This is a genomic window from Pseudoalteromonas sp. MMG013 (genome assembly GCF_018100885.1).
Classification (GTDB): Bacteria; Pseudomonadota; Gammaproteobacteria; order Enterobacterales; family Alteromonadaceae; genus Pseudoalteromonas; species Pseudoalteromonas aurantia.
In genome coordinates this window covers 25,767-48,927 of the sequence record NZ_JAGJEE010000040.1, presented here as the reverse complement: position 1 = coordinate 48,927, position 23,161 = coordinate 25,767, and the positions used below count along the sequence as shown (strand labels likewise).

At 41.5% G+C, this 23,161-nt stretch carries 30 protein-coding genes and 1 pseudogene; 10 read left to right on the top strand and 21 right to left on the bottom strand.

The genetic code is table 11. The features are described from left to right. Window positions 1-283: 283 nt before the first annotated feature. Together J8L98_RS22270 and J8L98_RS22265 are read left to right on the top strand one after the other, a co-directional pair. Complete coding sequence (locus J8L98_RS22270) at window positions 284-487, top strand: transposase (RefSeq protein WP_348771923.1); 204 nt, start codon at window positions 284-286, stop codon at window positions 485-487. Window positions 488-940: 453 nt separating this feature from the next. Further along, window positions 941-1,405, top strand: a pseudogene (locus J8L98_RS22265) (extracellular solute-binding protein); the annotation flags it as partial. A gap of 436 nt (window positions 1,406-1,841) precedes the next feature. Here J8L98_RS22265 and J8L98_RS22260 read toward each other — a convergent pair. From J8L98_RS22260 to J8L98_RS22220, 9 genes are all read right to left on the bottom strand, one after another. Beyond that, window positions 1,842-2,978, bottom strand: a complete 1,137-nt coding sequence (locus tag J8L98_RS22260; RefSeq protein WP_210998275.1) for a phage minor head protein — start codon at window positions 2,976-2,978, stop codon at window positions 1,842-1,844. A gap of 7 nt (window positions 2,979-2,985) precedes the next feature. Beyond that, window positions 2,986-3,516, bottom strand: coding sequence for a hypothetical protein (locus tag J8L98_RS22255; protein WP_210998274.1), 531 nt, complete (start codon window positions 3,514-3,516; stop codon window positions 2,986-2,988). 91 nt (window positions 3,517-3,607) lie between these two features. Next, a complete protein-coding gene (locus J8L98_RS22250) occupies window positions 3,608-4,072 on the bottom strand; it encodes a hypothetical protein (protein WP_210998273.1) in 465 nt (154 codons plus the stop codon). After that, window positions 4,065-5,552: a DUF935 family protein gene (locus J8L98_RS22245; RefSeq protein WP_210998272.1), complete on the bottom strand. Its 1,488-nt coding sequence runs from the start codon at window positions 5,550-5,552 to the stop codon at window positions 4,065-4,067. Before J8L98_RS22245 ends, J8L98_RS22250 begins: the two co-directional genes overlap by 8 nt. Beyond that, entirely contained in the window at window positions 5,545-7,284 is a 1,740-nt protein-coding gene (locus J8L98_RS22240) for a hypothetical protein (protein ID WP_210998271.1), read from the bottom strand. The genes J8L98_RS22245 and J8L98_RS22240 overlap by 8 nt, the downstream gene beginning before the upstream one ends. Continuing rightward, window positions 7,284-7,787 (bottom strand): DUF1804 family protein, encoded by a 504-nt coding sequence (locus J8L98_RS22235; protein WP_210998270.1) that lies wholly within the window; start codon window positions 7,785-7,787, stop codon window positions 7,284-7,286. The genes J8L98_RS22240 and J8L98_RS22235 overlap by 1 nt, the downstream gene beginning before the upstream one ends. A 5-nt stretch (window positions 7,788-7,792) precedes the next feature. Continuing rightward, window positions 7,793-8,041, bottom strand: coding sequence for a hypothetical protein (locus tag J8L98_RS22230; protein WP_210998269.1), 249 nt, complete (start codon window positions 8,039-8,041; stop codon window positions 7,793-7,795). After that, complete coding sequence (locus tag J8L98_RS22225) at window positions 8,038-8,454, bottom strand: glycoside hydrolase family protein (RefSeq protein ID WP_247682667.1); 417 nt, start codon at window positions 8,452-8,454, stop codon at window positions 8,038-8,040. The genes J8L98_RS22230 and J8L98_RS22225 overlap by 4 nt, the downstream gene beginning before the upstream one ends. Next, a complete protein-coding gene (locus tag J8L98_RS22220; protein WP_210998268.1) occupies window positions 8,451-8,681 on the bottom strand; it encodes a hypothetical protein in 231 nt (76 codons plus the stop codon). The genes J8L98_RS22225 and J8L98_RS22220 overlap by 4 nt, the downstream gene beginning before the upstream one ends. 388 nt (window positions 8,682-9,069) lie before the next feature. On the opposite strand from J8L98_RS22220, the gene J8L98_RS22215 reads away from it, so the two are divergent. Both J8L98_RS22215 and J8L98_RS22210 read left to right on the top strand, forming a co-directional pair. Continuing rightward, complete coding sequence (locus J8L98_RS22215) at window positions 9,070-9,468, top strand: hypothetical protein (RefSeq protein WP_210998267.1); 399 nt, start codon at window positions 9,070-9,072, stop codon at window positions 9,466-9,468. Between the two features lie 116 nt (window positions 9,469-9,584). Further along, a complete protein-coding gene (locus J8L98_RS22210) occupies window positions 9,585-10,760 on the top strand; it encodes a DUF4062 domain-containing protein (protein ID WP_210998266.1) in 1,176 nt (391 codons plus the stop codon). Between the two features lie 81 nt (window positions 10,761-10,841). On the opposite strand, the gene J8L98_RS22205 is transcribed toward J8L98_RS22210, so the two are convergent. From J8L98_RS22205 to J8L98_RS22150, 12 genes are read right to left on the bottom strand one after another with little or no spacing between them, the layout of a single operon-like run. Beyond that, complete coding sequence (locus tag J8L98_RS22205; protein ID WP_210998265.1) at window positions 10,842-11,042, bottom strand: hypothetical protein; 201 nt, start codon at window positions 11,040-11,042, stop codon at window positions 10,842-10,844. Window positions 11,043-11,056: 14 nt separating this feature from the next. Next, entirely contained in the window at window positions 11,057-11,284 is a 228-nt protein-coding gene (locus J8L98_RS22200) for a hypothetical protein (protein WP_210998264.1), read from the bottom strand. 22 nt (window positions 11,285-11,306) lie between these two features. After that, on the bottom strand, window positions 11,307-11,510 hold the full coding sequence (locus J8L98_RS22195) for a hypothetical protein (RefSeq protein ID WP_210998263.1): 204 nt from the start codon (window positions 11,508-11,510) through the stop codon (window positions 11,307-11,309). Beyond that, complete coding sequence (locus J8L98_RS22190) at window positions 11,507-11,929, bottom strand: Mor transcription activator family protein (protein ID WP_210998262.1); 423 nt, start codon at window positions 11,927-11,929, stop codon at window positions 11,507-11,509. The genes J8L98_RS22195 and J8L98_RS22190 overlap by 4 nt, the downstream gene beginning before the upstream one ends. After that, the gene (locus J8L98_RS22185) at window positions 11,922-12,107 is read right to left on the bottom strand and encodes a hypothetical protein (RefSeq protein WP_210998261.1); all 186 of its coding nucleotides are present in this window, start codon (window positions 12,105-12,107) and stop codon (window positions 11,922-11,924) included. The genes J8L98_RS22190 and J8L98_RS22185 overlap by 8 nt, the downstream gene beginning before the upstream one ends. Continuing rightward, entirely contained in the window at window positions 12,097-12,504 is a 408-nt protein-coding gene (locus J8L98_RS22180) for a phage protein GemA/Gp16 family protein (RefSeq protein WP_210998260.1), read from the bottom strand. Before J8L98_RS22180 ends, J8L98_RS22185 begins: the two co-directional genes overlap by 11 nt. Window position 12,505: 1 nt before the next feature. Next, a complete protein-coding gene (locus J8L98_RS22175) occupies window positions 12,506-12,853 on the bottom strand; it encodes a hypothetical protein (RefSeq protein WP_210998259.1) in 348 nt (115 codons plus the stop codon). A 46-nt stretch (window positions 12,854-12,899) separates the two neighbouring features. After that, complete coding sequence (locus tag J8L98_RS22170) at window positions 12,900-14,135, bottom strand: AAA family ATPase (RefSeq protein ID WP_210998258.1); 1,236 nt, start codon at window positions 14,133-14,135, stop codon at window positions 12,900-12,902. Next, the gene (locus tag J8L98_RS22165; RefSeq protein ID WP_210998257.1) at window positions 14,122-15,777 is read right to left on the bottom strand and encodes a Mu transposase C-terminal domain-containing protein; all 1,656 of its coding nucleotides are present in this window, start codon (window positions 15,775-15,777) and stop codon (window positions 14,122-14,124) included. Before J8L98_RS22165 ends, J8L98_RS22170 begins: the two co-directional genes overlap by 14 nt. Then, window positions 15,777-16,682 carry a hypothetical protein gene (locus J8L98_RS22160; RefSeq protein ID WP_210998256.1) on the bottom strand — a complete coding sequence of 302 codons (906 nt, stop codon included), beginning with the start codon at window positions 16,680-16,682 and terminating at the stop codon, window positions 15,777-15,779. Before J8L98_RS22160 ends, J8L98_RS22165 begins: the two co-directional genes overlap by 1 nt. Window positions 16,683-16,739: 57 nt before the next feature. Beyond that, window positions 16,740-17,168 (bottom strand): hypothetical protein, encoded by a 429-nt coding sequence (locus tag J8L98_RS22155; protein WP_210998255.1) that lies wholly within the window; start codon window positions 17,166-17,168, stop codon window positions 16,740-16,742. A 29-nt stretch (window positions 17,169-17,197) separates the two neighbouring features. Then, window positions 17,198-17,515 (bottom strand): hypothetical protein, encoded by a 318-nt coding sequence (locus tag J8L98_RS22150; protein ID WP_210998254.1) that lies wholly within the window; start codon window positions 17,513-17,515, stop codon window positions 17,198-17,200. Window positions 17,516-17,646: 131 nt separating this feature from the next. Between J8L98_RS22150 and J8L98_RS22145 the strand changes: the two genes are divergently transcribed. The 6 genes from J8L98_RS22145 (at window position 17,647) to J8L98_RS22120 (ending at window position 23,082) form a co-directional block, all read left to right on the top strand. Beyond that, complete coding sequence (locus J8L98_RS22145; protein WP_210998253.1) at window positions 17,647-18,126, top strand: hypothetical protein; 480 nt, start codon at window positions 17,647-17,649, stop codon at window positions 18,124-18,126. 10 nt (window positions 18,127-18,136) lie between these two features. Continuing rightward, window positions 18,137-18,661, top strand: coding sequence for a hypothetical protein (locus J8L98_RS22140; RefSeq protein WP_210998252.1), 525 nt, complete (start codon window positions 18,137-18,139; stop codon window positions 18,659-18,661). A gap of 60 nt (window positions 18,662-18,721) precedes the next feature. Then, the gene (locus J8L98_RS22135) at window positions 18,722-21,412 is read left to right on the top strand and encodes an ATP-binding protein (RefSeq protein WP_210998251.1); all 2,691 of its coding nucleotides are present in this window, start codon (window positions 18,722-18,724) and stop codon (window positions 21,410-21,412) included. A 457-nt stretch (window positions 21,413-21,869) separates the two neighbouring features. Beyond that, window positions 21,870-22,088, top strand: a complete 219-nt coding sequence (locus tag J8L98_RS22130) for a hypothetical protein (RefSeq protein ID WP_210998250.1) — start codon at window positions 21,870-21,872, stop codon at window positions 22,086-22,088. Between the two features lie 67 nt (window positions 22,089-22,155). Beyond that, the gene (locus J8L98_RS22125) at window positions 22,156-22,389 is read left to right on the top strand and encodes a hypothetical protein (protein WP_210998249.1); all 234 of its coding nucleotides are present in this window, start codon (window positions 22,156-22,158) and stop codon (window positions 22,387-22,389) included. A 375-nt stretch (window positions 22,390-22,764) separates the two neighbouring features. Beyond that, a complete protein-coding gene (locus tag J8L98_RS22120; RefSeq protein ID WP_210998248.1) occupies window positions 22,765-23,082 on the top strand; it encodes a hypothetical protein in 318 nt (105 codons plus the stop codon). The last annotated feature ends 79 nt before the right edge of the window (window positions 23,083-23,161 follow it).

Here is a 23,161-nt window from a genome sequence, read left to right as displayed (position 1 = left end):
AATAAATTTTCGAGTTTTTTCAGTGAATTTACTCAAAATTAGAGAACTCGGGCTGGTTCGCGATAAGTACACCTTAAATAGACTGGTCATTGCTTCAGCTGTTGTTCAACATCCATATTCTTATAAATGACTCGAACTATATTGATTCTGTAACTCCCCCAAAAAATGAAACAGTTCATAAGTAGAACTTTCCATTAACTAAAATAGGAAGATTTACGATGAGAAAAAGCAAGTTCACCGAAACTCAAATTGTCAGTATGATCAAAGAAGCTGAGGCGCGGGTATTCCTGTACCTGAAATTTGCCGTAAACAGGGTATCGGCCAAAGTACATTTTACAAATGGCGCTCAAAGTATAGTGGTATGGAAGCGTCTGATGTTAAACGCCTCAAAGAGCTTGAAGAAGAAAACCGTAAGCTAAAAGATATGTTTGCAACGCTTAGCCTAAAGCACTCGGTGCTTGAGGATATCATCGCAAAAAAGCTGTAAAAACAAGTAGGGCAGAGCTTGGGGAGAGCATTTAAGAGCACAATTTAACGTCAGCGTCGCATTTGCTTGTGAAGTGGCAGAGCTAAGCCGCTCAGTTTTTTATTACAAACATAAACGGCCGTTAGATGATGAAGTTATCGATGCATTATTTGCGCTAGTAGAGCGCCATCAAAGGTTGGGGGTTGCCTAAACTATTCAAAAGGCTTCGCAATAAGGGTAAGCCTCGGAACAACGCGTTTACAACATGCTAAAACTAAGCTTGAGACGCAGGGGAAAGCGCTGTGTTCCAACAAGAACACCTGAACCATTAAGTGCACCGACACAACATAATGAATCGTGGTCAATGGATTTTATGAGTAAGGAAAGGTCATTTTAACCTATCCACATACTGATAATGCTGTGCTATATCAATTTTGGAATCTAAAAGAGCAGTATGGATGAGAGTATTTAGAAAAGCTGGTTGCGACAAACCGGACTTGGGTGCGTGGAACTTCTATGCCGTACGTCGCGATCAATAATGGTTGGTACGGTGCCAGCTTTACAACATCTTGGGCGTTTGTACCTTGGCCAAACAGTGATACGCGCCTTATTTTACCTAAAGAAGACTATTTTTTAACTTGGTTTCAAGTTGCTGCAATTCCGAGAAATGCGAAGAATAAAGCGGCTGCAAAATTATACCTAAACTGGATGATATCTAAAGAGTTTCAAAGTAAATGGTTACAATTTCCAGTACGTATGGATGTTAAATCTCCAGGCGGTTATAAATCGGTTCAGCACTACAATACATCACCGGCTGACTTTCATCGATTTATGCTAAAGCGTGACATGGTGGAGCGTTTCCGGTTACAACTAGAACAGTTGATCGGACCATATAAAGGACCAGCACCATTAGAGATGGATTACACTAAGAAGCCATAAAGAATATAAATTGTGTACCTTACAGCAATGTCCGATACTGTCTAGTATTGGACATTTAATGCGTAAATCATTCGCTTAATACAAATCAAAATACCAGCATATTACAATAACTATTAACATCCTATAATTTATATTATGTTAAATAACCTTATTTCCCGCATATTGATGTAAGGGGTCGTTCATTTCTAGATTTAATGATGAAGTGATATTTTAGAATTGATTGCTCTGAAGCCCCTATTAACTAAGGACTTCGCCTAGACTAACTCTAAAATCACCACAAATCAAATTACGTTTGTTTTTAGACAAAACCCGCTCATTTTGACTCATTCCACGATCATTCCTGCTCATTATACGTTTAGAATTAGATCACAATCGTTCACTTTAAAACGTGTTTAAAGCGAGTTTAAATAACGTTTAAACCCAGTTTTAACACCGTTTAAAGTTTCTCTACGGCAACCACACGATTAAAATCAGCCATCACTTGAATTGTGATCAGCGCACTGTCAGTTGTTAGCTTTAATACGCTTTGATTGTATGCCGCTGAACTTGCTTGCTGAATTAGCTGCATTAAATTCGCTGTTTGTTCAAACCCAATTGCCGCCAACGACACACTTATCATCGCGTCATCAATGACCACCAAGGTACTGTGATCTAAAGCTGACTTCGCAATAACTTTATCAACCGCATTGTTATTCAAGTGCCCGACTATCAATTTTGCACCATCATCTAACTGTCGTCCTAATGCTTGTTTAGCAGCTGTTGTTGCTATGTGCTTTTTAAACTGTGACTCACCAGCATTCACCGCATCATTAAACTTTGGGATCAACATCTCTCTAATGTGTTTGTCTTGCTTATAGAGTATTTTGCCTACTGATATGTCACCACCAAGCCATGCTTTGCCTGGATTATAGTCCCAACCCAAATCAATGCCTGGCAAACGTTGTAATTCTTCACCTGTGTTAGCGTCAACTTCTGTGAAGTACTTAGTGTGTTCTTTTAATGTATTTTCAGGCGTGACCGTTAAACCTTGCCGTTTTATCTCGGCTTCACTCAGGTTTACGACCTTGCACCGGCACAGCCAGCCATTTGGCGGATAATGGGTATGCCAGAAATTATGTTCAATTGGCAATAAAATGTAATTCCACTTGCCATGTTGCGGCCTTACGCGTTGATCACCAGCCGTCAAATACAATAAATATGGCCTACGCGCTTTTACCCGTTGCTGTTGTTCCCAACGGCCAGCTGCTCGTGCTGTATTTTTGTTATTACGATAAATCGTTTTAGTTCGCCAGCCTCGTTTGCCATTGTATGACCAACCATGCTTAGCAACGATGTCATCAAAGCGTTTTCTAAATGCTGCTAATGTTTCTCCATCTTCTATGGCATGCGTCACAGCCTTGTGTAAATCACCAAGTAATTCGGTATTTGTTGCTCCTGCAACGGTAAATGCACGCGCATGAATATGGCCCCGCAAATCTTTGTATGACTCAGTGGGTATTTGGATCTTTTGCTTAAAGTGGGAAATGGCCTCGTCAAACTGAATGAGTTGGCCATACTTGGGAGAAATTGGCATAAGCGCCCTACTTAAATTTGCTTAATAAACTGTTGGTTTTATGCTTTGACCCTTGGCTTGACCCATAGAAAAAGTTAAACATGCCACCCAGTGCCGTAGCTAAAATAAAGCCCAGTGCAGTATCTGCAAATCGTTCTGATCCTGCAGGTATTTCTATAAACGTTACCGCTGCTATATATAAAGACGAACTGACCGCCCAAAACCACGAAAATTTATAGATAAAGCGCTTTGACTCGGTATCATCTTGTTCAAGTGCCGCTTTTTGCATATCACGAGCACTGTTTACATTCTTAAAAGCGATTTCTTCTAAATGCTGTTCTTTATTAAGCAGCGCTGTACGAAATTGATATTGCAGCTCGGTGCTTTTACTCATTTTATCAATCACGGTTTCGGTATCTTGAACACCAGTGAGCGTTTGCGCCATATCAACCAGTTTTGTGGCCACATCTGCGCCATTGTCGCCACCAATCCAACGACCAATTTTATTGTCTAAGCCCGTGAGTTTTGCTATTCCAAGGGCTATGGTTATTGGGTCCATTATGCGCACTCCATACAGTGGTTTTCATTACTTATTGCCATATTCCCCCCTAAACGCGGGGTTTGCCCGCGTATACATGTGGTTTAAATCATTACGCGGCTTTGCTGTCTTTTTTGGTTTTTTCACCTGTCCAACGTGCACTTAAAGACTGTGAAATACTAAAACAGGCTTGTAGTTCTGCGTGTTTTGCATAGTCCGCGTCACAAACCATTTCTTTGAGCTTTGCGCTCGCAGTATATGAAACAGATTGTGTTGTTAGGTCTTTAAAGCGTGGGCCAAGGAGTGTTTTCAGTTCTTCTAAGTCAGAGATTGAATACCGCTCGGCTTGCGTGGGTGTGCAGCGCCCTACACCTTCAATGACGAGTGCTTGACCAACCTCTAATTTCTTTAAAATCTCACTGTTAATTTGCTTTACTTGTTTTTGCGCATTCTCAATCTGTGTTTTATATTCCCAGCCCTTTAACGCAAGCGCAGCCAATGCTGCACTGGCTTTGCGCTTGGTTTCGTCTTTACCTTTTTTTGTGATCACAACAATGCTTTTTTGTTCGTTAGTCATTTTGATTTTCCTGTTGGTTGGCTTCACTCATCCCTTTTAAAAACTCAAGCTCAAACGCTGAAGCTGCAACTTCGGCGAGTGCGTTATCGGTTATGCCAGGGAATGTGTTTTTAATGCTGTTTTTTAACTCTGTAAGTGAGTCTGCTTGCTGTGCAAACTGCCAAATCTGTTCGATTTGGTCGCTAGTTGCTTGGTCGAATTCATCGAATGTAGACACGTCTGTATCGGTATTATCATTAGCCGAAAAATCCTGTTTTGCAGCGCTGGCAATACCTGCGCCATCGTCCTGTACTTCTAATATTTTTTGGCCATCTTGAGGTTTCGGAATACCCAGCGTGTTATAAGCGTGATCCTCGGTGACTGGTACCAGCTTTGCGCTTTCACGAACAACGCTTACGGCATCTAAGTTGATGTCTTTTTTGTCACGCCAAATGTATTTCGCGGGTTCACCGCCATCAAAGTTTATTTGGTGAATGGCTTCTAATATTTGATTTCTATACCCAGACACAAGCGCCCTATCTGCTCGTTGATTTTCACCTGCGCGTTTAGCATGGGTTTCACTGGCAGCCCTAGCCCCGCCTTGCTTTTGTTCGGTTGCTAAGGTTTGGCTAGTGAGCGCTTTGCTCATTTCTGAATTACATAAATTGATAAGCTGTAGCTGTACAGGCTCACCGCTCATTTTGCTTTCTAATATTTCCATAGATGTGTCGTCAGGAATAACCGCCACACCGTCACTAATGAGCTTTACCAGCCCGCTCATTAGCTCTTCTATTTGCCCTTCAGGTGTGCCAACGGGGTGTTTACCGATGGGAAATGGCACCCCAAAACGCTCACACAACTGCACAAAAAACTTAAAACCGCCATGCTTAAACGTCCATGGCCAAAAGCAACTACTTAACAGCGGAATACCATATGGGTTTTTGCTGCTGGGCATATGTCGAACGCACGTCCAACGGGCATGATAAGTGCGTTCGCCTTGTGGGTTTTCTTTGGTTTTAACAAGTAGTTCGTGGTCACTGTTAAACACAAAACGACTGGCAGGCCAGCTGTCGATGCTCGATGGCAACCATTGATTATTGGTCTTTTCATACTTGCCCAAATGCGTGACTGAATAACCGTGTAAAATGGCGCTATAGTTGTGCCAATCTAGGTCTAACCACTGAGTATTAACACGGGGCTTACGCGCAAACAGTTGCTTTGCTAACTCATAGCTTTTCTGGCTTGCTGCGTCGTCACCGCCTGGTACCAGCTCTGCATTGAATGCAAACATACCTGAGCGCAGTGAACGTAGCTCACCAATAACATGGGGGTCGCGCGTTATCTCATCATAAATCAGCGCGCTTTTACCTGCTTTGCGTAGTACTGGATCAGGGTTGGGCAACTCCGTCATCATCGCAAACATGTTCGGGTCTGTTGCGCTCATGTTGAATAGCTTTTGTAGCTTTCTATAGTTCTTGTAGCTTAAATGCGGCTTAGACATGGTAGCCCTCAATATTCTGAATAACCTTTGTGCTGCGCGGTTTAGGTACGCCTCCAGCCCCTTTACTTGCTGCCTCCCATAAAAGCGATAGCGCACAACTCAAGTCATAATGGTGGGCACTTTGTTTCGCGGGCCAGTTTTCAAGTTCATCCGTTAACAACGTGCACTTGGAATGAAACGCAATTTGGGCTGGCTCGTTAGTCACATAAGGTTCAAGGGCTTCTATCCGTTCTTCTTGGCTAACCGTTGCGGTGACTCCTCGTAATGGCAATGCGATTTGCTGGTCTAAGCCGCGCTTTATATAGTCATGGCGCATGTACTCAAACGCGGTATTATTCTCAAAGGCCCATACAATGCAGTTGTATTCTTTCTGGGCTCTAATTAGGTCGTTGAGCAATTTGCTGGTACCGCGTACTTTGCGGCTTTCGTACTCAACATGTAACTTGCCAAGTTCCAGTGAATAAAAGCCAACAAGTAACGCACTCGGGTCGGCTTTTTGCGTTTTTCCCATACTTGGATCGCAAGCGCCGTAGGGCTTCCATAAATTTAATCGGTTGATCCATGTTTCAAATTGATAGAAAATTTGCTCTTCATCTGACTTGGCAATACCTTGCATTTCTCGGTTGAACTCTTTCTTATTCGAGGCCCACATTTCCATGGTTTTATACAAAGAGCGCACGCTAGGCCAACTTGTTTTAGCCCCTTTACTCATCTTGCGTTTGTTCTTCAGCCAAAATTTAAAACTGGGTTTATCTTGTGTTCTAACAGCTTCCCCCTTTTTAGCCGCACGTTTTTCAAAGTCTTTGTCGTCATAGAGCATCAATTCACGGCATTGTTTCCAAAGCTCCATGTCTTCTGGATATTCAGAGATGGCTTTGAATCTATGAACAATATGGCCAGGTGCATTTTCGGCACGAGAAATAGGGTCATCGTTGTTAAGTACCGTGTTAATACCTAGAAACTTAACTGAGCCGTCAGGTGGGCCAAGATATTGAACCGCAGCTTCAAGAAATCCCCAACGGTTGTCTCGCTCAGTCGGTGATTTGGCCTCTTTATCTGTGATAATGTCGTCAGACAGTAATAGCTTAGGGCGGCTTGCGCCGTGGAATGTTCCCCTTACGCCTTGTTCAGCCCCTCGGCTTTCAAAACGGACCCCTTGCGGCGTAACAAACTCGCCGATTTTCCAAACGTTTGAGGGAGTGCATATTTCAGGAAAATCTAAAGATAGGTTGTTGTTATTCAGCAGTTCAGTTTTAACCACCTCTAAGGTTTTGGCGGGCATTTTAGCCTCTGCACCAAACAAAATAACATTGTCGATAAACACACTCGGACGCGTTAAGTTAAGTTCGTTGCATATGTCTTCATCTTGTCTGAGCGCTTGTATACAAACGTATATTGGAGCAAGCTTGGCTGCAAGGGTACTTTTACCCTCGCCTCGCGGGGCCACAAACCAATTCTTCCAACCGTTATCAAGGTCAAGCGCTTTAGGAAACCACTTCATAAAGTAATCTTGAAACTCACTGGCCTTTTGGTCGTCATCCAACCACATATGGTGGGGAAAGTACGTATACACAAAAAACGTAAAATCACCGTCAAGCACCCGTTTCCTGCGTGCTGAAATCGCCTTTGGGCTTGGGTCAATATTGCGCTCTTTGGCTTCTATATCGCGGCGTAGAGTGCCAGCTATACTCTCGAGTTCGGTTAAGAACTCTTTAGAATTCATATCGGCCATTAGTCATCCAGTTCTTTGTCTAAACGTGGGCCGAAGGCTTGCAGTATGTCAACAAGTGCGGGGGCAAAATCGGGGTGATGGGTTGAAACAAACTGCGCCAGCTTTTTTATTACCTCAGCTGCAATGGCACGCTTTTCTAGTCGCTTATTCCCGCCACTGACCTTCATAACTTTGCTCATCATATCGGTGAGTGAGTTCAGTGTTTTGGTACGCTGCTCAAGCGTAAGCTCATCGCTTTGTTGTTTAAGCAAAGTGAATGTTTCGTTGACTTGTATCGTGAACTCTTCGATGAAATCTTGAGTAAACTCGCCAGCAGGCCCTTCTGATTTGCGTGATGCTGCGCGAGCTAAATCCCAGTCGTCGCCATCAGCTTTGGCCTCTGCTTTCCAGCGTCGCGCGGTGCCTTCAGACACGTTATTTTTTATTGCCGCGACAGTCAGCGCTAACAGCTCGTTTACGTAGCTGTCGCGTACCGCATGTTTTATATCGGGTGAATGGGCCATACTTACTACCCTCCGCCTGTTTTTAACAGTTCTACCGCCATGGCAACAAGTAGCCCTGCGCCACCGCCAAACCCCGCTATTTTGATGCGGTTATTGGTTACATGGGTTTCAACTTTTTCAACGCGGGCCTCTAAACCATCTACGCGTTTAGTTAGGTCGGTTTTAATGTCGGTCACTTCTTTTAAAATCGCGGTTTGTGTCGCTTGAATTTGGCCGATACTCTGAAACAGTTGGTTCTCTTGCTCTGGTGTCATAGCTGCCACTCCCCGCTTGCCATTTGTTCGGCCAGTTCGTCAGCGCGTGCGCCAACTTGTGAGGCCCAACGGCTATTGAGCATTTCAACTGCGGCGGTTTCCCATTTGCCAGCTTCAATCGCTGCGATGGTTTTTTTGAAATTAAGAAGCCCAGCAATACCAAGGTTAAACGCCATATTGATCAGTACAGCTTTGCGAGCGGGGTTACATTTCGATGTGTCGATATTGCTTTTTACTTGCTCTGTAAACGCACTTATATCATTGCGCAGTAAATACAGGGCTTCGTCTTCTGTAATGCCTCTGTCTTCTAAGTTGCGGCCATAGCCAATGGTTTGTTTATTCTCGGAGCAAAGATAAACCGTGGTCACACACCCTTCGTGCTGTTTTAATTGTTGTTCTAGTTTTTCCATCATTCAGACCTGTGCTTAAGTTTGTTTTTAACTTGCACAAAGCAATCAGGCACAGTTTTGGGTGGTTTCTCAGCACGCTTTTTGGCTAACAGCGCTTTCACACTATTACGTAGCAGCTGTAAATATCGTGGCTCACACAATGCCGCAATCGCTTGTTTTTCTTCTCGCGTATTTGCAGCAACAATGTATTCAGCCAACACCCACACAGGCAATGATTTTGCTTTGCTCATGGGGCTATTTTGGCGTGCTAACTATATGAGGGGTATATGTAAACTAGTTTGCAAAGGTGGGAGTGAATTCACTAAAATAGGCTAAATTAAAAATGGCTGATATGCAAGAACTGGTGATTGAAACTAGAAGAACATACAGAACTTCAAAAGCAGTTATATCCGAATATTTGTCTGATTAAATGATTAAATGATTAAATGATTAAATGATTAAATGATTAATCACCGTTTTGGCGAAAAATAACAGCATTTGAACTTTTCAACGATTTTAGATACTTGTTTACAAAATTAATGATTAGTGAAATTATCAGACTACGTTACATACTCCGTTTTGGTGCGTTTTGAATCACCAGAATGAGATAAAGTAAGGTCTTATACCTAAAAGGAAATAATGGATATTAAACTAATTGTGGCATTAATCGGCATTACTGGGGTTGGGATTAGTGCCTTAATCCAGTATTATTTAGGCCGTCGAAATGAGAAAATTAAAAAGGCCATTGATATACGCGCTCAGGCTTATGTTGACTTGACTAATATAGTTGCTGAAATTGCCTCTTCTAAGGAAAGGAGTTCAGAGCAGTTTCAGCAACTAACTAAAGCCAAGTCCAGAGTGATTCTCATTGGTAGTGAGAATGTAATCCACGAAATGCACTCCTTTTTTACGAATTACGGTATATTAGATTCTGAGGACGCGCATACTTCCTTTGCTAAAATTATAGCAGCTATGCGAACCGATCTATCGGGTGATAATAAATTATCACTTAACATACTCACCGAATCATTATTTTGAAAAGGCGGTGCACAACAATCGCAGGAATTAGGTATGATTAAAAGCCACTCTCGTTTCACAACCAACTTCCATCCGACCGTTGCTGCTGGCGTTTGGATAATTAATAAGGACAGTCGATGCCATTAGGTTATAAACCATCAATTTTTGTTAGTTCTACTTGTTATGATTTGGGGCAAGTCAGGTTGAATATTAGAAGCTTAATTGAGAATCTAGGACTAACACCTGTTCTTTCGGAACATGCGTCTTTCCCTGTAAATGCATCTAACGATACGATTTCAAACTGCTTAGAAAATGTTAGAAACAAAGCTGATATCTTGATTTTAATAGTTGGGGGGAGGTATGGCTTTCAAACCGCGAATGGCAAGTCCGTAACAAATTTGGAATATCTAGAAGCTAAAAAGAAAGGCATTCCTGTATTTGTTTTTATTGATAAAAAAATACTCGATATTTTACCTTTGTGGAAAAAGAACCCAGGAAGTAATTTTTCAGATTACGTTGATAATAATGTACTGTTCGAGTTTGTAGAAAAGTTAAAGCACTATAATGCGAATTGGGTGTTTGGCTTCAATTCTTCTGAAGATATAGAATTAGTAATAAAACATCAAATTCCGTATCTGTTTATGGAATCACTGCTAATTAAGCAAAAATATGATTCAAAAAAGCTAGATTTACCTAGCGATAAATTTTCACCCAAAGCGACTCAAATTGTATTAGATGAAGAAGTTGGTTGGGAATACAGGTTGTTTGCTGAACTTCTAAAGGATTATATAGGCGATCTTTCGGAAAAACGCATGGATTTTAAATATGGTATTTCCTTCGTCAGTAGCATTGATCTCGAAACACCAGCTGAAGTTATTTCATACATTCAAGGTAAGCATCGAGAGCTTGCTCCTTTAGCGCCAATGTTAACTCGCCTTTTAAATGAGGCTTCTAAAGATTCTTTCGGACTGCCTGGTGAGCCTGGTGATTATCATCAAATCCAATATGTCTGCCAAAGGTTTGCTGAAATTTATGGAAAGTTTATCGATTGGCGTCTTTCATTCGTAAATCTAAACGCAGGGCCAGATTTTAATAAGCTATTAGAACACCTTTCTCGTTTTGCCAAAAACGCTATCGAAGAAATTGAAGACTTTGTTGAACAAGCGTATACGGATATTAACGCTGCGCTGGACGATTTACCTTCTGAATCAGAAGAAAAAAGAATTGTGAAGCTGGTTCTTACATTGACTTTGGATGGTGTTGATGAATTTGCACAAGAGCTGGATATACTGGCAGTTAAGTATTTTGAGTAACCCCCCCAACAAATCAATTATAATGTAAAGAAGTTAGCACTAAAGCGGCTGTCATAGCAAGAGAATAAAACCCAATTAACATCAATCAGGTTTAATTCTCTTAGCCTCTTCAAGCTCTTCTTCAAGCTCTTCTTCTAACTCTAAAAGCGGTAGTCCAAGGCGTTTACGTTGTTTGATATGGTTGCTCAGCAAAGCAATACCAGCTTTGAGCATCCACAGTTTTGGTTTGCTGCCACCGCTTAATTGTAAAGCGGTGAGCAGCGCAAAGTTGTTTTTACGCATCCCAATACAACACGTTATTGCTCCTCACTGAATTGATCTAAAAGAACCCGATACAATGGCTTTGAGTCGGGTTTAATTGGGGGCATTGAAGGGTGACCATTTCTCCCTACTCGCTTACATTCAGTTGCTTTAACTTCATCTTGTTCAGGTGAGCTAATGACCGCAATCATATAAACGATTGCTAACAACCCCACTACCGCAAATTGTTTCACTGCTAAATTCATCGCTGAAGTGCACTTCATGCTCTCTTTAAAATTACACATTTTAGGCTCCCGCATACGTCAAATGGTCAACCGAAAAACACCCACTTTTACCACGTAACTTAACAACAACTTCACCGCTACACATCGTCCAGGCTTCACTGGTGGTGTATACCGCTTCACCGCCTCTAAAAGCCATAACAGACTGATAAATGAAGCCGCTACCAATTGTATATTTGGCGTTAAATTGGTCTGCTGTCATTTTCATAACTTAAACTCCATTTGCTGCTCTCGGTAAACTTCGCTTGCTTCATACGCGTTGTACTCATGTAGAATTTTGTTTATCCACTGGCGCGTAATTTTAAAGCGTTTTACCAACTCTTGAATGGTGGTGCCTTTGGCCACTTCATTTACAATGGTTTGGTTACGTACTTGAGCGAGTACTTTGTTGAGCATCGGCACTTGGTATTGCTGCTCTGAATAGCGTGATAATGCCATGCACATATCCATACCAAACACCTTTACAAACTCACACGTTGGCGTGGGGTGCTTGGGAATATAAAACACCTGACCGCCCTGTTCTGTTAGTGCGCCAATGGCTTTTTCAACGCCTAACACGTTTACAAATGCGCGAATGCCTGCGGGTAGCGCTCTTAAGTCGACTTTTAACTCATTTAGCTCACTCATCGATTAAGCCCTCAATGCTATACGCGCGTTCAATGGCCCGTTCTTCTAAAAGTGCTTCGACTGTTCTGCGCTGACGACACCGCACAACATCTTTAGCACTTGGCTTTCTATATCCTTGGTTTTCAGTGAACATTTCTCGGTTCGGGTTTACCGTAATGCGCTGGTGATTAAACTGCATGATTGTCTCCTCGACTCAACCACGCCTTTAGTATTTCAATTAGTCGGCTCCAATGGGCTTTAGCGGTGTTCAGCGGTAATCCGTCGGTGTGTTTTTGGCAAAACGTATCGCATGCTTGTTTACTATCAACGTTTACCAGCCCTGCTTTGGCCAGTAAGCCCCACAGTCTGTAAATGTGCTTAAGCTCTGGCGGCAATGGGTTCTTTTTAAGTGCTTGATTAAGTGATTGAGTGTTCATGCTTCTGTAGCGTCTAAGCAGTTGGTTTTGCTCTTCAACGGTAAGCTTGGTACAGGTTGATACACGGTAGTTACTCACTTGCAGTACATTCTTGCGGTGCGAGTCGTCACAAATGTGTGCGTATTTTTGTGCGGCTTTAATTTGCTGAATTAAGTTCATGCTAAGCCACCTCAATTTTGAATTGGGGTAACACTTCAAATTGCACTAGCTTAAAGTCCCACTTTTGCGCGTTGGGTTTATACATACGCCCATATTTATTACATTGTTTGGTAAATTCTTCGGTAATTTTTACCAGCGATTTAACCTGTAGTTTTTTCGCAATTGCGTATATCTTGGTGCACAGTAAAACCGTGAAAGCAGCTTGTACATTACCGTTGTAGTCATCGAGTAAACGGCCTGTTTTGTCGTGCTCAGCAAGTGTTGCCATCATTCGTGGTTTGCTAATGTTGTCGTTAAATGCCAGTCGCGCATTAAAAAACGACTCATGTATTGTGATTGAAAATGCCATAGTTATTATTCCTGTCGATTTAGACCCCGCTGCAACGGGGTGTGAGTTAAATAGCGGGCTTATTCAGCACGGTAGAAAAAATAGAGTTAACGGTGAGTCGATCGAGTTTTTTGTTTTTGTTTTTACGCGACCAGCTCAAAATGTGTGGTAATAGGTTTTCAACCAGCAAGCGGGCATTGCCCTCTACGCGTTTGTGTAACCATTGCCACCATTTTTCATCGTCTTCACTGAGTGACACGGTGTTTTGCGTGAGTTCAAAAAACAGGGTTTTAATGTCATCAACGGGCATTTCGCCATAGGGCCGAGGCCAAAAACACACGCGGCTTGCTATAAGCTCAAAGCGTTCTTGGCTTTGTAGTTTGTCAATCAGCTGTATGTTACCCACGAGCGTAATGCCTATGCGGGCTTTGTCAGATATGGTTCTAAGGGGGTCTAACGCATTGGGCTTACATTTGTCAGACTCGTCTAAAATAATTAAACGCTCGCTGTCGGCCAGCGCATTAATTATTTTGTTCATGTTTTTATAAGCACTGCCGTTTTTAGGCAAACCCAACTTAACGCAAATTTCTTCTAATACTTGGGTGCTGGATGTTTGCTCGCTCCCGTCAATTAAAATGGTGTCGGGGTGCTTTTCACAATACGCCTTAATGCCTTTGCTTTTACCCAGCCCAGCTTGTCCTGCAAACACACTAAAACGGCGGCGTTCTTTGGCGTGCTCACACGCCAGCTCTATCATTTTTGCCACGCTAGTATTCACAAAAGGCACTTCGCCATAGCGAATACGTATGTGCTTTTGCTCATTCGGTTTGGCTTCTTTTGTTACTTCTATTGATGCGGGCTCTACTAAAGCCCATATATCGTGTAAGTGCTTTTCAGGGCTAGCAGCGTATTTGCCATTAATAATTTGGCTAATTGCACCGGGTGTTTTGTTTAGCTTACGCGCAATATCAGCCGAACTTATACCCTGCTCTTTTATATCCGTTTGCTTTAAGCGCGCCCGTATTTTGGCTGCTAGCTGTAAATCAGTATTTGAGTAAATGCTGCCGTTCGCCTCTGTTGTGAGTGCTGTTGGGTTTAAATCATCAAAAAAGTGCAACCACAATGCATCAACCACTTTTTTAGGATTGATGGGCGAGCGCCCTGCCAGTACTTTTTTAACCGACTCTAAATCCCAGCCTTGTGCATAATCAAACGGGCTTAATTCATAGGTGTGTATTTCTTCGTTAATACGCTGAATTTGTAGTATCTGCTGCTCACTGTAGTGTTCGTTAAATGTCGTCATCATCATTCTCCAGTTCTAGAAAATCAGCGTTCAAAACACGCTTCGTGCTTGGCTCAACGCTAAAATCGGTAATATCAAAATCGAGGGTTTCAGGGGCTTTTTCTTCAAGTACATGCGGGGTGTCTGCAGCCAGTTGTTCTACTTCAGCCACATTTACAACGCGGTCTAACGCAGCGCGTGCTTGTTTTTCAGCTAAATGCCCTTGCAGTCGTTTTGTTTGGTTTGCTAACCGCTTGGTTTGTCGCTCTTCAATACGGCTTGCGGGTATCGCGTTTGATTTGTTTTTAAGCTGGCAAACAGCAATAAACTCCCCTGTTTTTTCATACAAGTTAATGAAGCTGTCGTCGTTCATGTCGTAGCCGGCAACCAACTCTTGGCCATTAAACTGATGAAGGTACTCAGTTGAATACACTCGGTTGTGTAGGCGTACTCGGCCACGTAACACGTTTACTTTTTCGCGAGGCAAAATCACAAAATCAATACATGGTGGTTTGTCTTGTATTAAGCCGTCTTCCCATACTTGCTTACGGGTTTTGTGTTTAATTTCAGGGTGGGCGCTGTTGTGGTAATCCTCTAAAAACGTTTTAAATTCGTTTATCCACATCTCTAAGCTGGGCAGAGTTCGCTTACCTTGCTTTACGTCATTGAGCATAAGCTGCTTATGGCGTTCGTTATGGTCGCGGCCGCAATAGGTTTCAAAGCGTTTGCCTACACGGTCTTCCATATGTAAAAAGAACCGCTCAATCCATTTTGCTCTTGCGTTACCTGGTATCGCAAAAATCACTTCAATATCAAACTGGGCATAAACACCACAGCATTCATCTGTCATCATTTTTGCTTTATAGCCAGAGCCGTTATCAACATAAAGCATTGAGGGGATGTGTTGATGTATGCCAATGGCCCGGGTTAACGCAGTGAGTGTGCTTACAGCACTTTCGGCTTCACTTATCTCCCAGCCGACAATGCAGCGGCTTGCCACATCTTGAAAAGCCGTTAACTCAGCACGCCATGCCTTACCTGTTTTTGGGTGTGCCAAATACACATCAAGCGTATGACCATCGCCGTTGTATATAAAACCAGGCGGTATATGTTCAGTTGAGCGTATTAAATGGTCTTTGTGTTTTTCACGATACAGCTTGTTACCCATTCTATGAGGGCTTTGTGGGCCAAGTTCGTGGGGCAACTCATTAATAAAGCGGCGCACTTGAAACGCCTGAGCATCAAAGCCTTGCTTTTTTAGCTCGTCGGCCACTTGTGCAAAGCTCGGTGAATTAACCGCATGGTAAAGCTCCAGCGCCCGCGTAGCCCAAGGTTTGGTACTTGCCACTTTACCTTTGTGGTTAGGTAACAACCCTTCTAAACCCAAATCTTTATAGGCTTTGCACCAGTTATATAAGGTGGCACGGCTAGGCAGTTTACCAATTGCGGCTATGGCTTGGTTAATGCTCGGGGCTAATAACCCCGTGTTTAAACGCTCTTTTAACTGCGTTAAAGCACTGTCTAAACTGCCATTTAACAGCAAGTGTTTAACTATCGTGGCGCGGTGTTGGGCTAACCTTCGTGCTTTATCAGTCGCTTTTTTCCAATCTTGTACATTAGAAAGCGCGGGTAGCTGGTTGTATTTCGCAACGGCTGGGTGCATTATTTATCTCCCTTGTTTAAGTTGAGTTTGAAGCTTTCAAGCAAACGCTCACGCTCTGTGTCTACGTATTGCCATTCAGCATCGTCAAATTGTGGTAAGTTGCCTATGCCCTGCACTTGCTCACCAAACTCCATATGGAGTTGGCTTAGCATCGTGCCTATCTGCATATAAATACTTGCATAGCTATGGTGTACAACTTGGGCAGCGCTAATGCGGTCATTCAAGTCAAGCGTGCGCAGTTCGCACAGTTGCCTAACGCCGGCTTGGGCTTGTTGCAGTGCTTCATTTAAAAGTTCGGTATGTACAATCGCGTCTTTACGTATTTCGCTAATGAAAATAGGCATATCAAAACGCGAGGTAGGTGCTTTGCGTAAACGCTCGTTTTCAAGCTCGTTGATCGTGTGAGCGAGTGTGTCTTCTAGGTCAGTTTTGCTTTCAAGTAGCTCAGCGACTTGTTGCTTAATAGAACTACCCGCTGTTTCAGCCAACACTTCGTAATCTTGATCATCTAGTTCTTTAAGTGTTTCAATCGGAACTTTGGTGAGTTCGCTTAGTTGATGTTGATTCATATTCAAAAGCGACAATTTGTCGCTTTTGGACTTTGGTAACGAGACCAACATTTTTGCTACAGCAATTGTCCGCTGCGCAGAACGACGATGAATCCCTCTTTCATCAAGTAATTGAATAAACCGGCCATGCTGAACTTGTGCTTTTACGTGTAGCAAGATAAACCCCATTTCCGCAGCATCACTAAATTGCCTATTAGCTAAGAAGGTGGCTCTATCCATACAGTCGTCTATCGAGTCAGGCATAATAATGTTTATAGGGAGCGTGTTACCCTCTATATGGCTTAAAAGCTCTTCAGCCGACTCTTCACCAACCATGGCTGTTAGTTCTTTATTCATAGCAAACCCAAATTTTAAATAGATCTTGGTCTTTGATTGTCATTGCTTAAACCTCGATTATTCTTCGCTGGGTAGCGAGATTGAGTTGATAATGTCTTGCTGGGTTCTTTCTATTTGCTGCTTTCTCATTTCCATTTCAGCATGCTTTTGTAGTAGCTGTGCTCGCTGATCAAAAGCTTTGAACATTAGCGGGTTCAACAATAGATTGATGGGCTCTATGCTTCTTATTGCCCAGCAAAGTGCAGGTAAGTAATGAATGGGCATATGAGCAGTTTGACTTGGGGCAAACCATTTATTTAATTTTGTTTCATCTACTTCGACTTCTAACACTTTTAACGCTTGATTCATACGAGTAGAAAGCCCTGCCCTTGTATACCCACATCGCCTCATACTTGCATTAACACAGTGAACAAATTGATGGTATACATCACAATCCGGTGGAACATCAGCTTCTAAGATATTAATTTTTAAGTCATCGGTATTCATGGTAAAAATCTCCTCAAATTAACCTAGCGTTATCTAACAGTACCGTGCATGCTTATTGGGTCTGGTACGTTTTCCCCAGCCCTAAGCGCTTCAACTATCTGATTTCGTCTTTCTTTTCTGTTGGATCTGCGTTCTGTGTATTCAGTGCCAAACACTTGATTTACTGATAGCTGTAAGGCTTGAGATATTCCTAGGGCTACACGCTGTGAACGACCTTTTCGTTTAGCTATTTGTGTTACATGACTAACAGTTACATCTAGAGCAATAGCAATATCGGTGAAGAAAATATCTTTGCTTTTAAGCTTTTCTTGTATCTCTGGGAATGTTAAGTTTTCAGGTTGACTCATTTGTATGACCTCTAATGTACATATGTATGTTTAACTTATTAAATTAATACATATGTATTTTAAAGAGTCAAATAAAATACAAATATATTTTAAATTAAGATTTAATCATACATATGTATTGACGGTGGATTATGGTTCTTGATACAGTTCGGTTTGTTGATGTTGAAAAAGTGTACGAACAACTGTTTAAGCTATTTAATGTAGACAGCGATGCAGCACTTTCGAAAGCTTTAGGGCTATCTGCTTCAGCGGTCAGAAACGCTAAGAATAGGAATAGCTTACCGTGGGAAGGAGTGATCAACGGGTGCATTTCTAGTGGTATTGACCTTAATGAAGTGTTTACAGGCAGCGCTATAAAGGTCGACAATAACGACGAGGAAGTATCTGCTTCAAATGATACGGGCTCATTAGCTGTTACAGATGTATTAGCAGCTAATAAGTTAGTCGTAGAAATTTTAGATGAAATCCTCGCTAATAAACGCTTAACTGCTGAGCGTGAACTCCTTATACGGAATAAGTTAACACCATTACTGTTAGAAAAAGTTTTCGAATATAACTTTAACGAAGTCATGGTTAAAACCGTTGCAGAGGGTGCGCTTTATATGACTTAAGGAAACTTAGATGTTTAAAAAAATATTACTCCCTCTTGCTGCTGTATTTAGTATTAACGCAGCAAATGCGCTTACCCCTCTTGAAGATCGTGCTCGTGTATCACATATGAATGCTGATTTACTCTTGCCTGATGGTTCTACGCTTAATGTTGATGTGTCGTTTGATTGCGGAAGCGACTACAAAAACACCGCCCTTATGGTTATGAGTGACTCAGGTGCTCAAATACTTGCAGCCGGCTATACGCACTTATACGGCGAAGCGGCAGGTAAAGCGGTAATGCATGCTTGGAACAACAAAAAGCAAGCGTCTGATCCGCGTAAACCTACGTACTTGTTTGTTTTGGCAGATAGAGAAAAGAGCTTTAACTGGCAAAGCGCACAACAATCTTCTAAAAAACTTAACAATAAAGCAAAGTCTGTTACAATTAGTGGGACTCGCACTGAAATGAAACACTCAATTCAAGGTGAGTTTGATGTTCCAGTTGTTTTAGCAGGATGTGGGGTTAGAGACCACAACGCCTACGAAGTTAACTAAAACAAGACTAGGAAGTAAGGGCCAGCTTGATTAGCTGGCCAATTTTGAACGGATTATCTTATGCGCTTTTTTATATTAATAGTTGTTTTGTTTTATGCATGTTTTGCAACAGCATTTCAATTTGAGAACCTAAACAGTATTGAACAAGACGATAACAAGAATTTTTACTTGTCGTCACACGACGGTGTTTATCGATACGATGGACAACACTTTGTAGCATTAAGCGCAGTTACAAGCTTGCCCCGTGGTTTAGTACGCGACATTGAGTACAATCAAAACACCCTATTTACCCTGTATGCTAGCGGTGACATTTGGCGTACAGACTTGCATACCCTTCAGTCAGAAAAAATGACCGCGATTGCAGCAACAAAAATTGCGTTAACGAATACATCATTACTTACCCTTGCAACTGATCAAGTTAAACAAATTGACCTAAGCACCAACGTTATAAGTACGGTTTACAACGGTGCAGGTAAAGTGCTTGATATAGACGCTTTCGGCTCTGACGCATACTTAATGACAAAAGAAGGTGTGTTTTTAATTCAAAACGAAGCCGTTACTACAATAGAAGCTGGTGAAATTCAAAGTGGTGATATAGCAGCAACGCCGCATGGTGTGGTGTATTTTGCTAATGAAAAGCTGAGTTACTATTCAACCATTCAGCAACATGTGATCAGCAATACTGAAATAAAAAACGCAGATAACATTATTTTTGCTGCACCCTACTTTATATATTTTACAGAAAACGAACACGTACATGAGCTAACACTTGCTGATTTAAAGGTGACGCGCCGCTCAATAAACCCAACGAAAAAGAATTACAGTGAGCTATTTGCTGATAGTAACAACAGAATATGGGGCATTGGCTTAAATAAGTTTGAACCCGTTGAAGTTGGCTTAAAATCCACCAGCATTACTTTAGGCTCAAAATATAATGTAATTGAGTCGGTTGATGGCGCTATGTGGCTTGGCACAACAAAGGGCTTGTACAAAAAAGTAGGCCAATCATATACAGCAATAGACTGGGTAAACGAAAAGGTATCACCCAGCAACTATGAAGTAACTGCAATGCAGCACTTTAAAAGTGGTATTGCTCTGGGCACTAGTGTAGGCGCGTTTTATGTTGATACACATTCGAATACGGTAACCAAGTTACATAACGACTATGTAATTAACTTTGCGGTTGATCACAACACTTTAAACATTGCAACAAACGACAGCGGCGTAATAAACGTTGATGAAAATTTAAAAGTTACTGTGAATAAGCGTATAAAGTCATTGATGACGACTTTAGAAGTACTTGATGTAAATGTGAGTGGGCAATCGACTTACATTGCGTCAGAGCACGGTTTATTACACGTAAAAACAGATAACTGGTCAGAAGTTACTTTAGACATAGATACCTTAGTAACCGACAGCTATGTATTAAATTCAACGTTATTTGCAGCCACCTACGGCATGGGTCTATGGCGAAAAGCGGAAGCTGGCGAGTGGGAGCAGCTCAGCTCGCCGCACTTTATTAAAGAGCTTGTGCAGTTTAATAACAATTTGTACTTAGCCACAAACAACGGCGTTCATATTTTAGAGAACGGCGCAGACTACACTAAGTTGATAACCGGAACTGAAGCAGAAGCATTTACCATTGGTAGCTTAAAAGCTTTGGGAGATCGTTTGTATGCAAGCAGCGCTGATCACATATTTGAGCTTACAACGGCAAAGTCAGTGGAGCTATTTGCACCAAAACTTACCAGCGTAACGGTAAACGGGGTAACAAGCTTTGATGTTACAAACTTTGAGACGAACAATTCGTCTATTGACGTAACAATAAGCGACTACAACTTTGTAGGCGACAATAACAATACATTTGAATTTAAGTTGAACAACGGCGAGTGGCAAACATTATTGGCACCTGGCATTCAATTACAAAACTTAAAAGCTGGCACATATAACGCGGTATTTAGAATTGAAAACCAAGGCCGCTACAGCGCAGAAACTAAACTTGAGTTTAAAGTGCTAACATTGTGGTACACCTCCCCTGCTGCGGTATCTGCCTATATAGCAGCGGCTATTTTGCTCGTACTGGCCGTGTTTGCCTTTTGTTATTTTTGGGTGCAGAGCTTTCATAAAGTATATAGGAAGAACCAACAACGTTTTCAACGTGAAGAACTCAGCGATGCAGTGCTTAAAGTACACGAAGCAAAAGCATTATGCGGCGGCGATGCAACTATGGTTACTGAAGGTTTAGTACGATTAGACGATGCGCTGGCAAAGCTAGATCCAATTGCACGAGACCAAGCAGCGCTTGGCAAAGAGCGCTTAACAGTTGCTATTGATATGTTACACGTACACTGCTCATATCAAAGTGACATGGAGCTAAACTTTGATGTATCACTCGGTGACGCTAAGTTAGACCGTCAGCTTGAGAAAGACATATACAGTGTGCTCTATCATTCAGTAAACAATGCACTAAAGCACTCACAAGCCGAGCATTTAAAGGTGAACATTAACAAGTATGTTGATCATATATTGGTATGTATTGAAGATGACGGTAAAGGTATGTCGTTATACTCACGTTTACACTTTGGCGTAGGTATTTACTCAATAAAGCAAATAGCCAAAACATACAAAGCCAGTTTGCAGATCAGCAGCTCAAAAACAGGCACTAAAGTGACTATGTTGTTTCCGTTCACCGACTCGCGCAGACCAACGAAAGAAGAGATAAGACGCGACGTAATGGCAAGAATGGATTGATTTTAAAGTACGTTTGAGTGATAAAAAGCGCCCAATTAAGGGCGTTTTTTGTGAGTATTCAAAAATAAGCTACGCTTAGTGCTCGTCTCATAAAACAAAGGATTTGTTATGAACATAAAAACTATTGGATGGACTGCAAGTGCTCTATTTCTTTTTCTCTCGATGTGGTTGTTATCACTGGACCAAGTAGCAGCGGCACTTGGCTATGTTATTTGTATAGCATTCACTCTGCCGACAGCCAATCAGATCATCAGATCATCAGATCATCAGATCATCAGATCATCAGATCATCAACCATATTAAACAAAATCATAAAGCTAAGAACTCAAACAACATTGATAGAGACATAGCGCTTACAGAAGAAACGGCATTATTTGCTGGCTTAGTACTTAGCTTAATTTTAACTATGCTTGTTTTTAATTAAAATAGTTTTATTAAATTACATTTAAGGATACATATGTATACTGGTTTTTATATTGATAATGGCCAAGTGTTTGGCCCTAATGGCTACACCCAGTCATGGATAGATGAGGGGCAAATCTTCAAATCTAACAGTGGTTACACTAAATGTTGGGTAGACGCAGGTTCAATATTCAGTTTAAACGGTGGTTACACTAAATTCTATATCGACGGAAATGATATATTCGGACCATCAAAAAACTTACCCTGGTTATAAGAGCATTCTCCAGAGACCGAACGAGTACAATGTAATCATTAATTAAATAAATATTTTAAGGAAAATAATGAGCAAAAAATTTGAATGCGAAGTGTACTCAATACATGACAAAGGCCTACATTGTGAATTTGGTCAAAGCTTTACTTTTGACTATTTACCAAGAATCGGTGATCTAATCGGTTTAGAAGGCTTCTACTATCGAGCAAAAGATGTTGCTATTAATCAACAATCTCAGTATGAACCCACGTTGATTGTTACTGCCGTTGGTGATTGGTCAAAAATAGAGACCGGAAACTACTAAACTTAATAATAAGTAATTCACTCGCTCAGCTTTACCGATAATTTTTAAATAACGCATCAGACGCGCTCTAAGCGCTTAAAATGTGTTTGCAGTAGACTGATTCATCTAAAAGGCGTTTAAACAAATTTAAACGCCGTTTAAACACGTTTTAAACATGGTTGCGTTTGATGTTCGGGGCTGGTTTTGGAATTGAATGGTAAAAATCGTGGTAAAAGTTACCGCGCGTAGTTATTTATATCTTTTATTCAGACTTGTTTTTTACATAGCGAGCCAAATTACTTCTCGTTTTCTCCAAGTCAAAGAGTCGTTGAGTGTTTAATTTAAAGTTGATAACCTACTAATATTTAAACAAAACGTATTAGTTAAGGAAAGAAAATGAACGTAGTATCGAATATTGCAGAAATTCAGAAGTGCATGAGTGACCTAGGTATATCACTTGTTCAGAATTTACAAAACCCAGTTAATGCAGGCCTATTTAACAATAAAACTTTAGCGTCGGGTGATATTGTTGTTAACTTTAACAACAACTTTCAGTCGGGAGATGGGCCATTTATTGAGCTCGATGACGTAATTCGAAGTTTTGGAATTCAGTACCAAGTCTTCAAACCACAATTCCAAACATTTTCATATGATCCCAACCAAAGAGAATTAACTGTAAGCGGTGATTGTTACGAGTTTTCGCTTACCTTTTAGTCGCCAGAAAACATAACAAAAGCTTCAAACCGACAAACAATGCGTGGCACTTTTGGCTTGCAGCTATTTAGTGTTTAAG

What these genes read in the sequence shown, in the direction of transcription:
- J8L98_RS22185 (WP_210998261.1), bottom strand. Translation starts at nt 12,107, where the DNA reads ATGCAGTTTAATCACCAGCGCATTACGGTAAACCCGAACCGAGAAATG.
- J8L98_RS22160 (WP_210998256.1), bottom strand. Translation starts at nt 16,682, where the DNA reads ATGAATAAAGAACTAACAGCCATGGTTGGTGAAGAGTCGGCTGAAGAG.
- J8L98_RS22190 (WP_210998262.1), bottom strand. Translation starts at nt 11,929, where the DNA reads ATGAGTGAGCTAAATGAGTTAAAAGTCGACTTAAGAGCGCTACCCGCA.
- J8L98_RS22230 (WP_210998269.1), bottom strand. Translation starts at nt 8,041, where the DNA reads ATGACACCAGAGCAAGAGAACCAACTGTTTCAGAGTATCGGCCAAATT.
- J8L98_RS22175 (WP_210998259.1), bottom strand. Translation starts at nt 12,853, where the DNA reads ATGGCATTTTCAATCACAATACATGAGTCGTTTTTTAATGCGCGACTG.
- J8L98_RS22215 (WP_210998267.1), top strand. Translation starts at nt 9,070, where the DNA reads ATGGATATTAAACTAATTGTGGCATTAATCGGCATTACTGGGGTTGGG.
- J8L98_RS22225 (WP_247682667.1), bottom strand. Translation starts at nt 8,454, where the DNA reads ATGATGGAAAAACTAGAACAACAATTAAAACAGCACGAAGGGTGTGTG.
- J8L98_RS22170 (WP_210998258.1), bottom strand. Translation starts at nt 14,135, where the DNA reads ATGACGACATTTAACGAACACTACAGTGAGCAGCAGATACTACAAATT.
- J8L98_RS22120 (WP_210998248.1), top strand. Translation starts at nt 22,765, where the DNA reads ATGAACGTAGTATCGAATATTGCAGAAATTCAGAAGTGCATGAGTGAC.
- J8L98_RS22135 (WP_210998251.1), top strand. Translation starts at nt 18,722, where the DNA reads ATGCGCTTTTTTATATTAATAGTTGTTTTGTTTTATGCATGTTTTGCA.
- J8L98_RS22140 (WP_210998252.1), top strand. Translation starts at nt 18,137, where the DNA reads ATGTTTAAAAAAATATTACTCCCTCTTGCTGCTGTATTTAGTATTAAC.
- J8L98_RS22195 (WP_210998263.1), bottom strand. Translation starts at nt 11,510, where the DNA reads ATGAAAATGACAGCAGACCAATTTAACGCCAAATATACAATTGGTAGC.
- J8L98_RS22220 (WP_210998268.1), bottom strand. Translation starts at nt 8,681, where the DNA reads ATGAGCAAAGCAAAATCATTGCCTGTGTGGGTGTTGGCTGAATACATT.
- J8L98_RS22200 (WP_210998264.1), bottom strand. Translation starts at nt 11,284, where the DNA reads ATGAAGTGCACTTCAGCGATGAATTTAGCAGTGAAACAATTTGCGGTA.
- J8L98_RS22130 (WP_210998250.1), top strand. Translation starts at nt 21,870, where the DNA reads ATGTATACTGGTTTTTATATTGATAATGGCCAAGTGTTTGGCCCTAAT.
- J8L98_RS22165 (WP_210998257.1), bottom strand. Translation starts at nt 15,777, where the DNA reads ATGCACCCAGCCGTTGCGAAATACAACCAGCTACCCGCGCTTTCTAAT.
- J8L98_RS22255 (WP_210998274.1), bottom strand. Translation starts at nt 3,516, where the DNA reads ATGGACCCAATAACCATAGCCCTTGGAATAGCAAAACTCACGGGCTTA.
- J8L98_RS22125 (WP_210998249.1), top strand. Translation starts at nt 22,156, where the DNA reads ATGAGCAAAAAATTTGAATGCGAAGTGTACTCAATACATGACAAAGGC.
- J8L98_RS22240 (WP_210998271.1), bottom strand. Translation starts at nt 7,284, where the DNA reads ATGGCCGATATGAATTCTAAAGAGTTCTTAACCGAACTCGAGAGTATA.
- J8L98_RS22155 (WP_210998255.1), bottom strand. Translation starts at nt 17,168, where the DNA reads ATGAATACCGATGACTTAAAAATTAATATCTTAGAAGCTGATGTTCCA.
- J8L98_RS22235 (WP_210998270.1), bottom strand. Translation starts at nt 7,787, where the DNA reads ATGGCCCATTCACCCGATATAAAACATGCGGTACGCGACAGCTACGTA.
- J8L98_RS22150 (WP_210998254.1), bottom strand. Translation starts at nt 17,515, where the DNA reads ATGAGTCAACCTGAAAACTTAACATTCCCAGAGATACAAGAAAAGCTT.
- J8L98_RS22145 (WP_210998253.1), top strand. Translation starts at nt 17,647, where the DNA reads ATGGTTCTTGATACAGTTCGGTTTGTTGATGTTGAAAAAGTGTACGAA.
- J8L98_RS22210 (WP_210998266.1), top strand. Translation starts at nt 9,585, where the DNA reads ATGCCATTAGGTTATAAACCATCAATTTTTGTTAGTTCTACTTGTTAT.
- J8L98_RS22180 (WP_210998260.1), bottom strand. Translation starts at nt 12,504, where the DNA reads ATGAACTTAATTCAGCAAATTAAAGCCGCACAAAAATACGCACACATT.
- J8L98_RS22250 (WP_210998273.1), bottom strand. Translation starts at nt 4,072, where the DNA reads ATGACTAACGAACAAAAAAGCATTGTTGTGATCACAAAAAAAGGTAAA.
- J8L98_RS22205 (WP_210998265.1), bottom strand. Translation starts at nt 11,042, where the DNA reads ATGCGTAAAAACAACTTTGCGCTGCTCACCGCTTTACAATTAAGCGGT.
- J8L98_RS22245 (WP_210998272.1), bottom strand. Translation starts at nt 5,552, where the DNA reads ATGTCTAAGCCGCATTTAAGCTACAAGAACTATAGAAAGCTACAAAAG.
- J8L98_RS22260 (WP_210998275.1), bottom strand. Translation starts at nt 2,978, where the DNA reads ATGCCAATTTCTCCCAAGTATGGCCAACTCATTCAGTTTGACGAGGCC.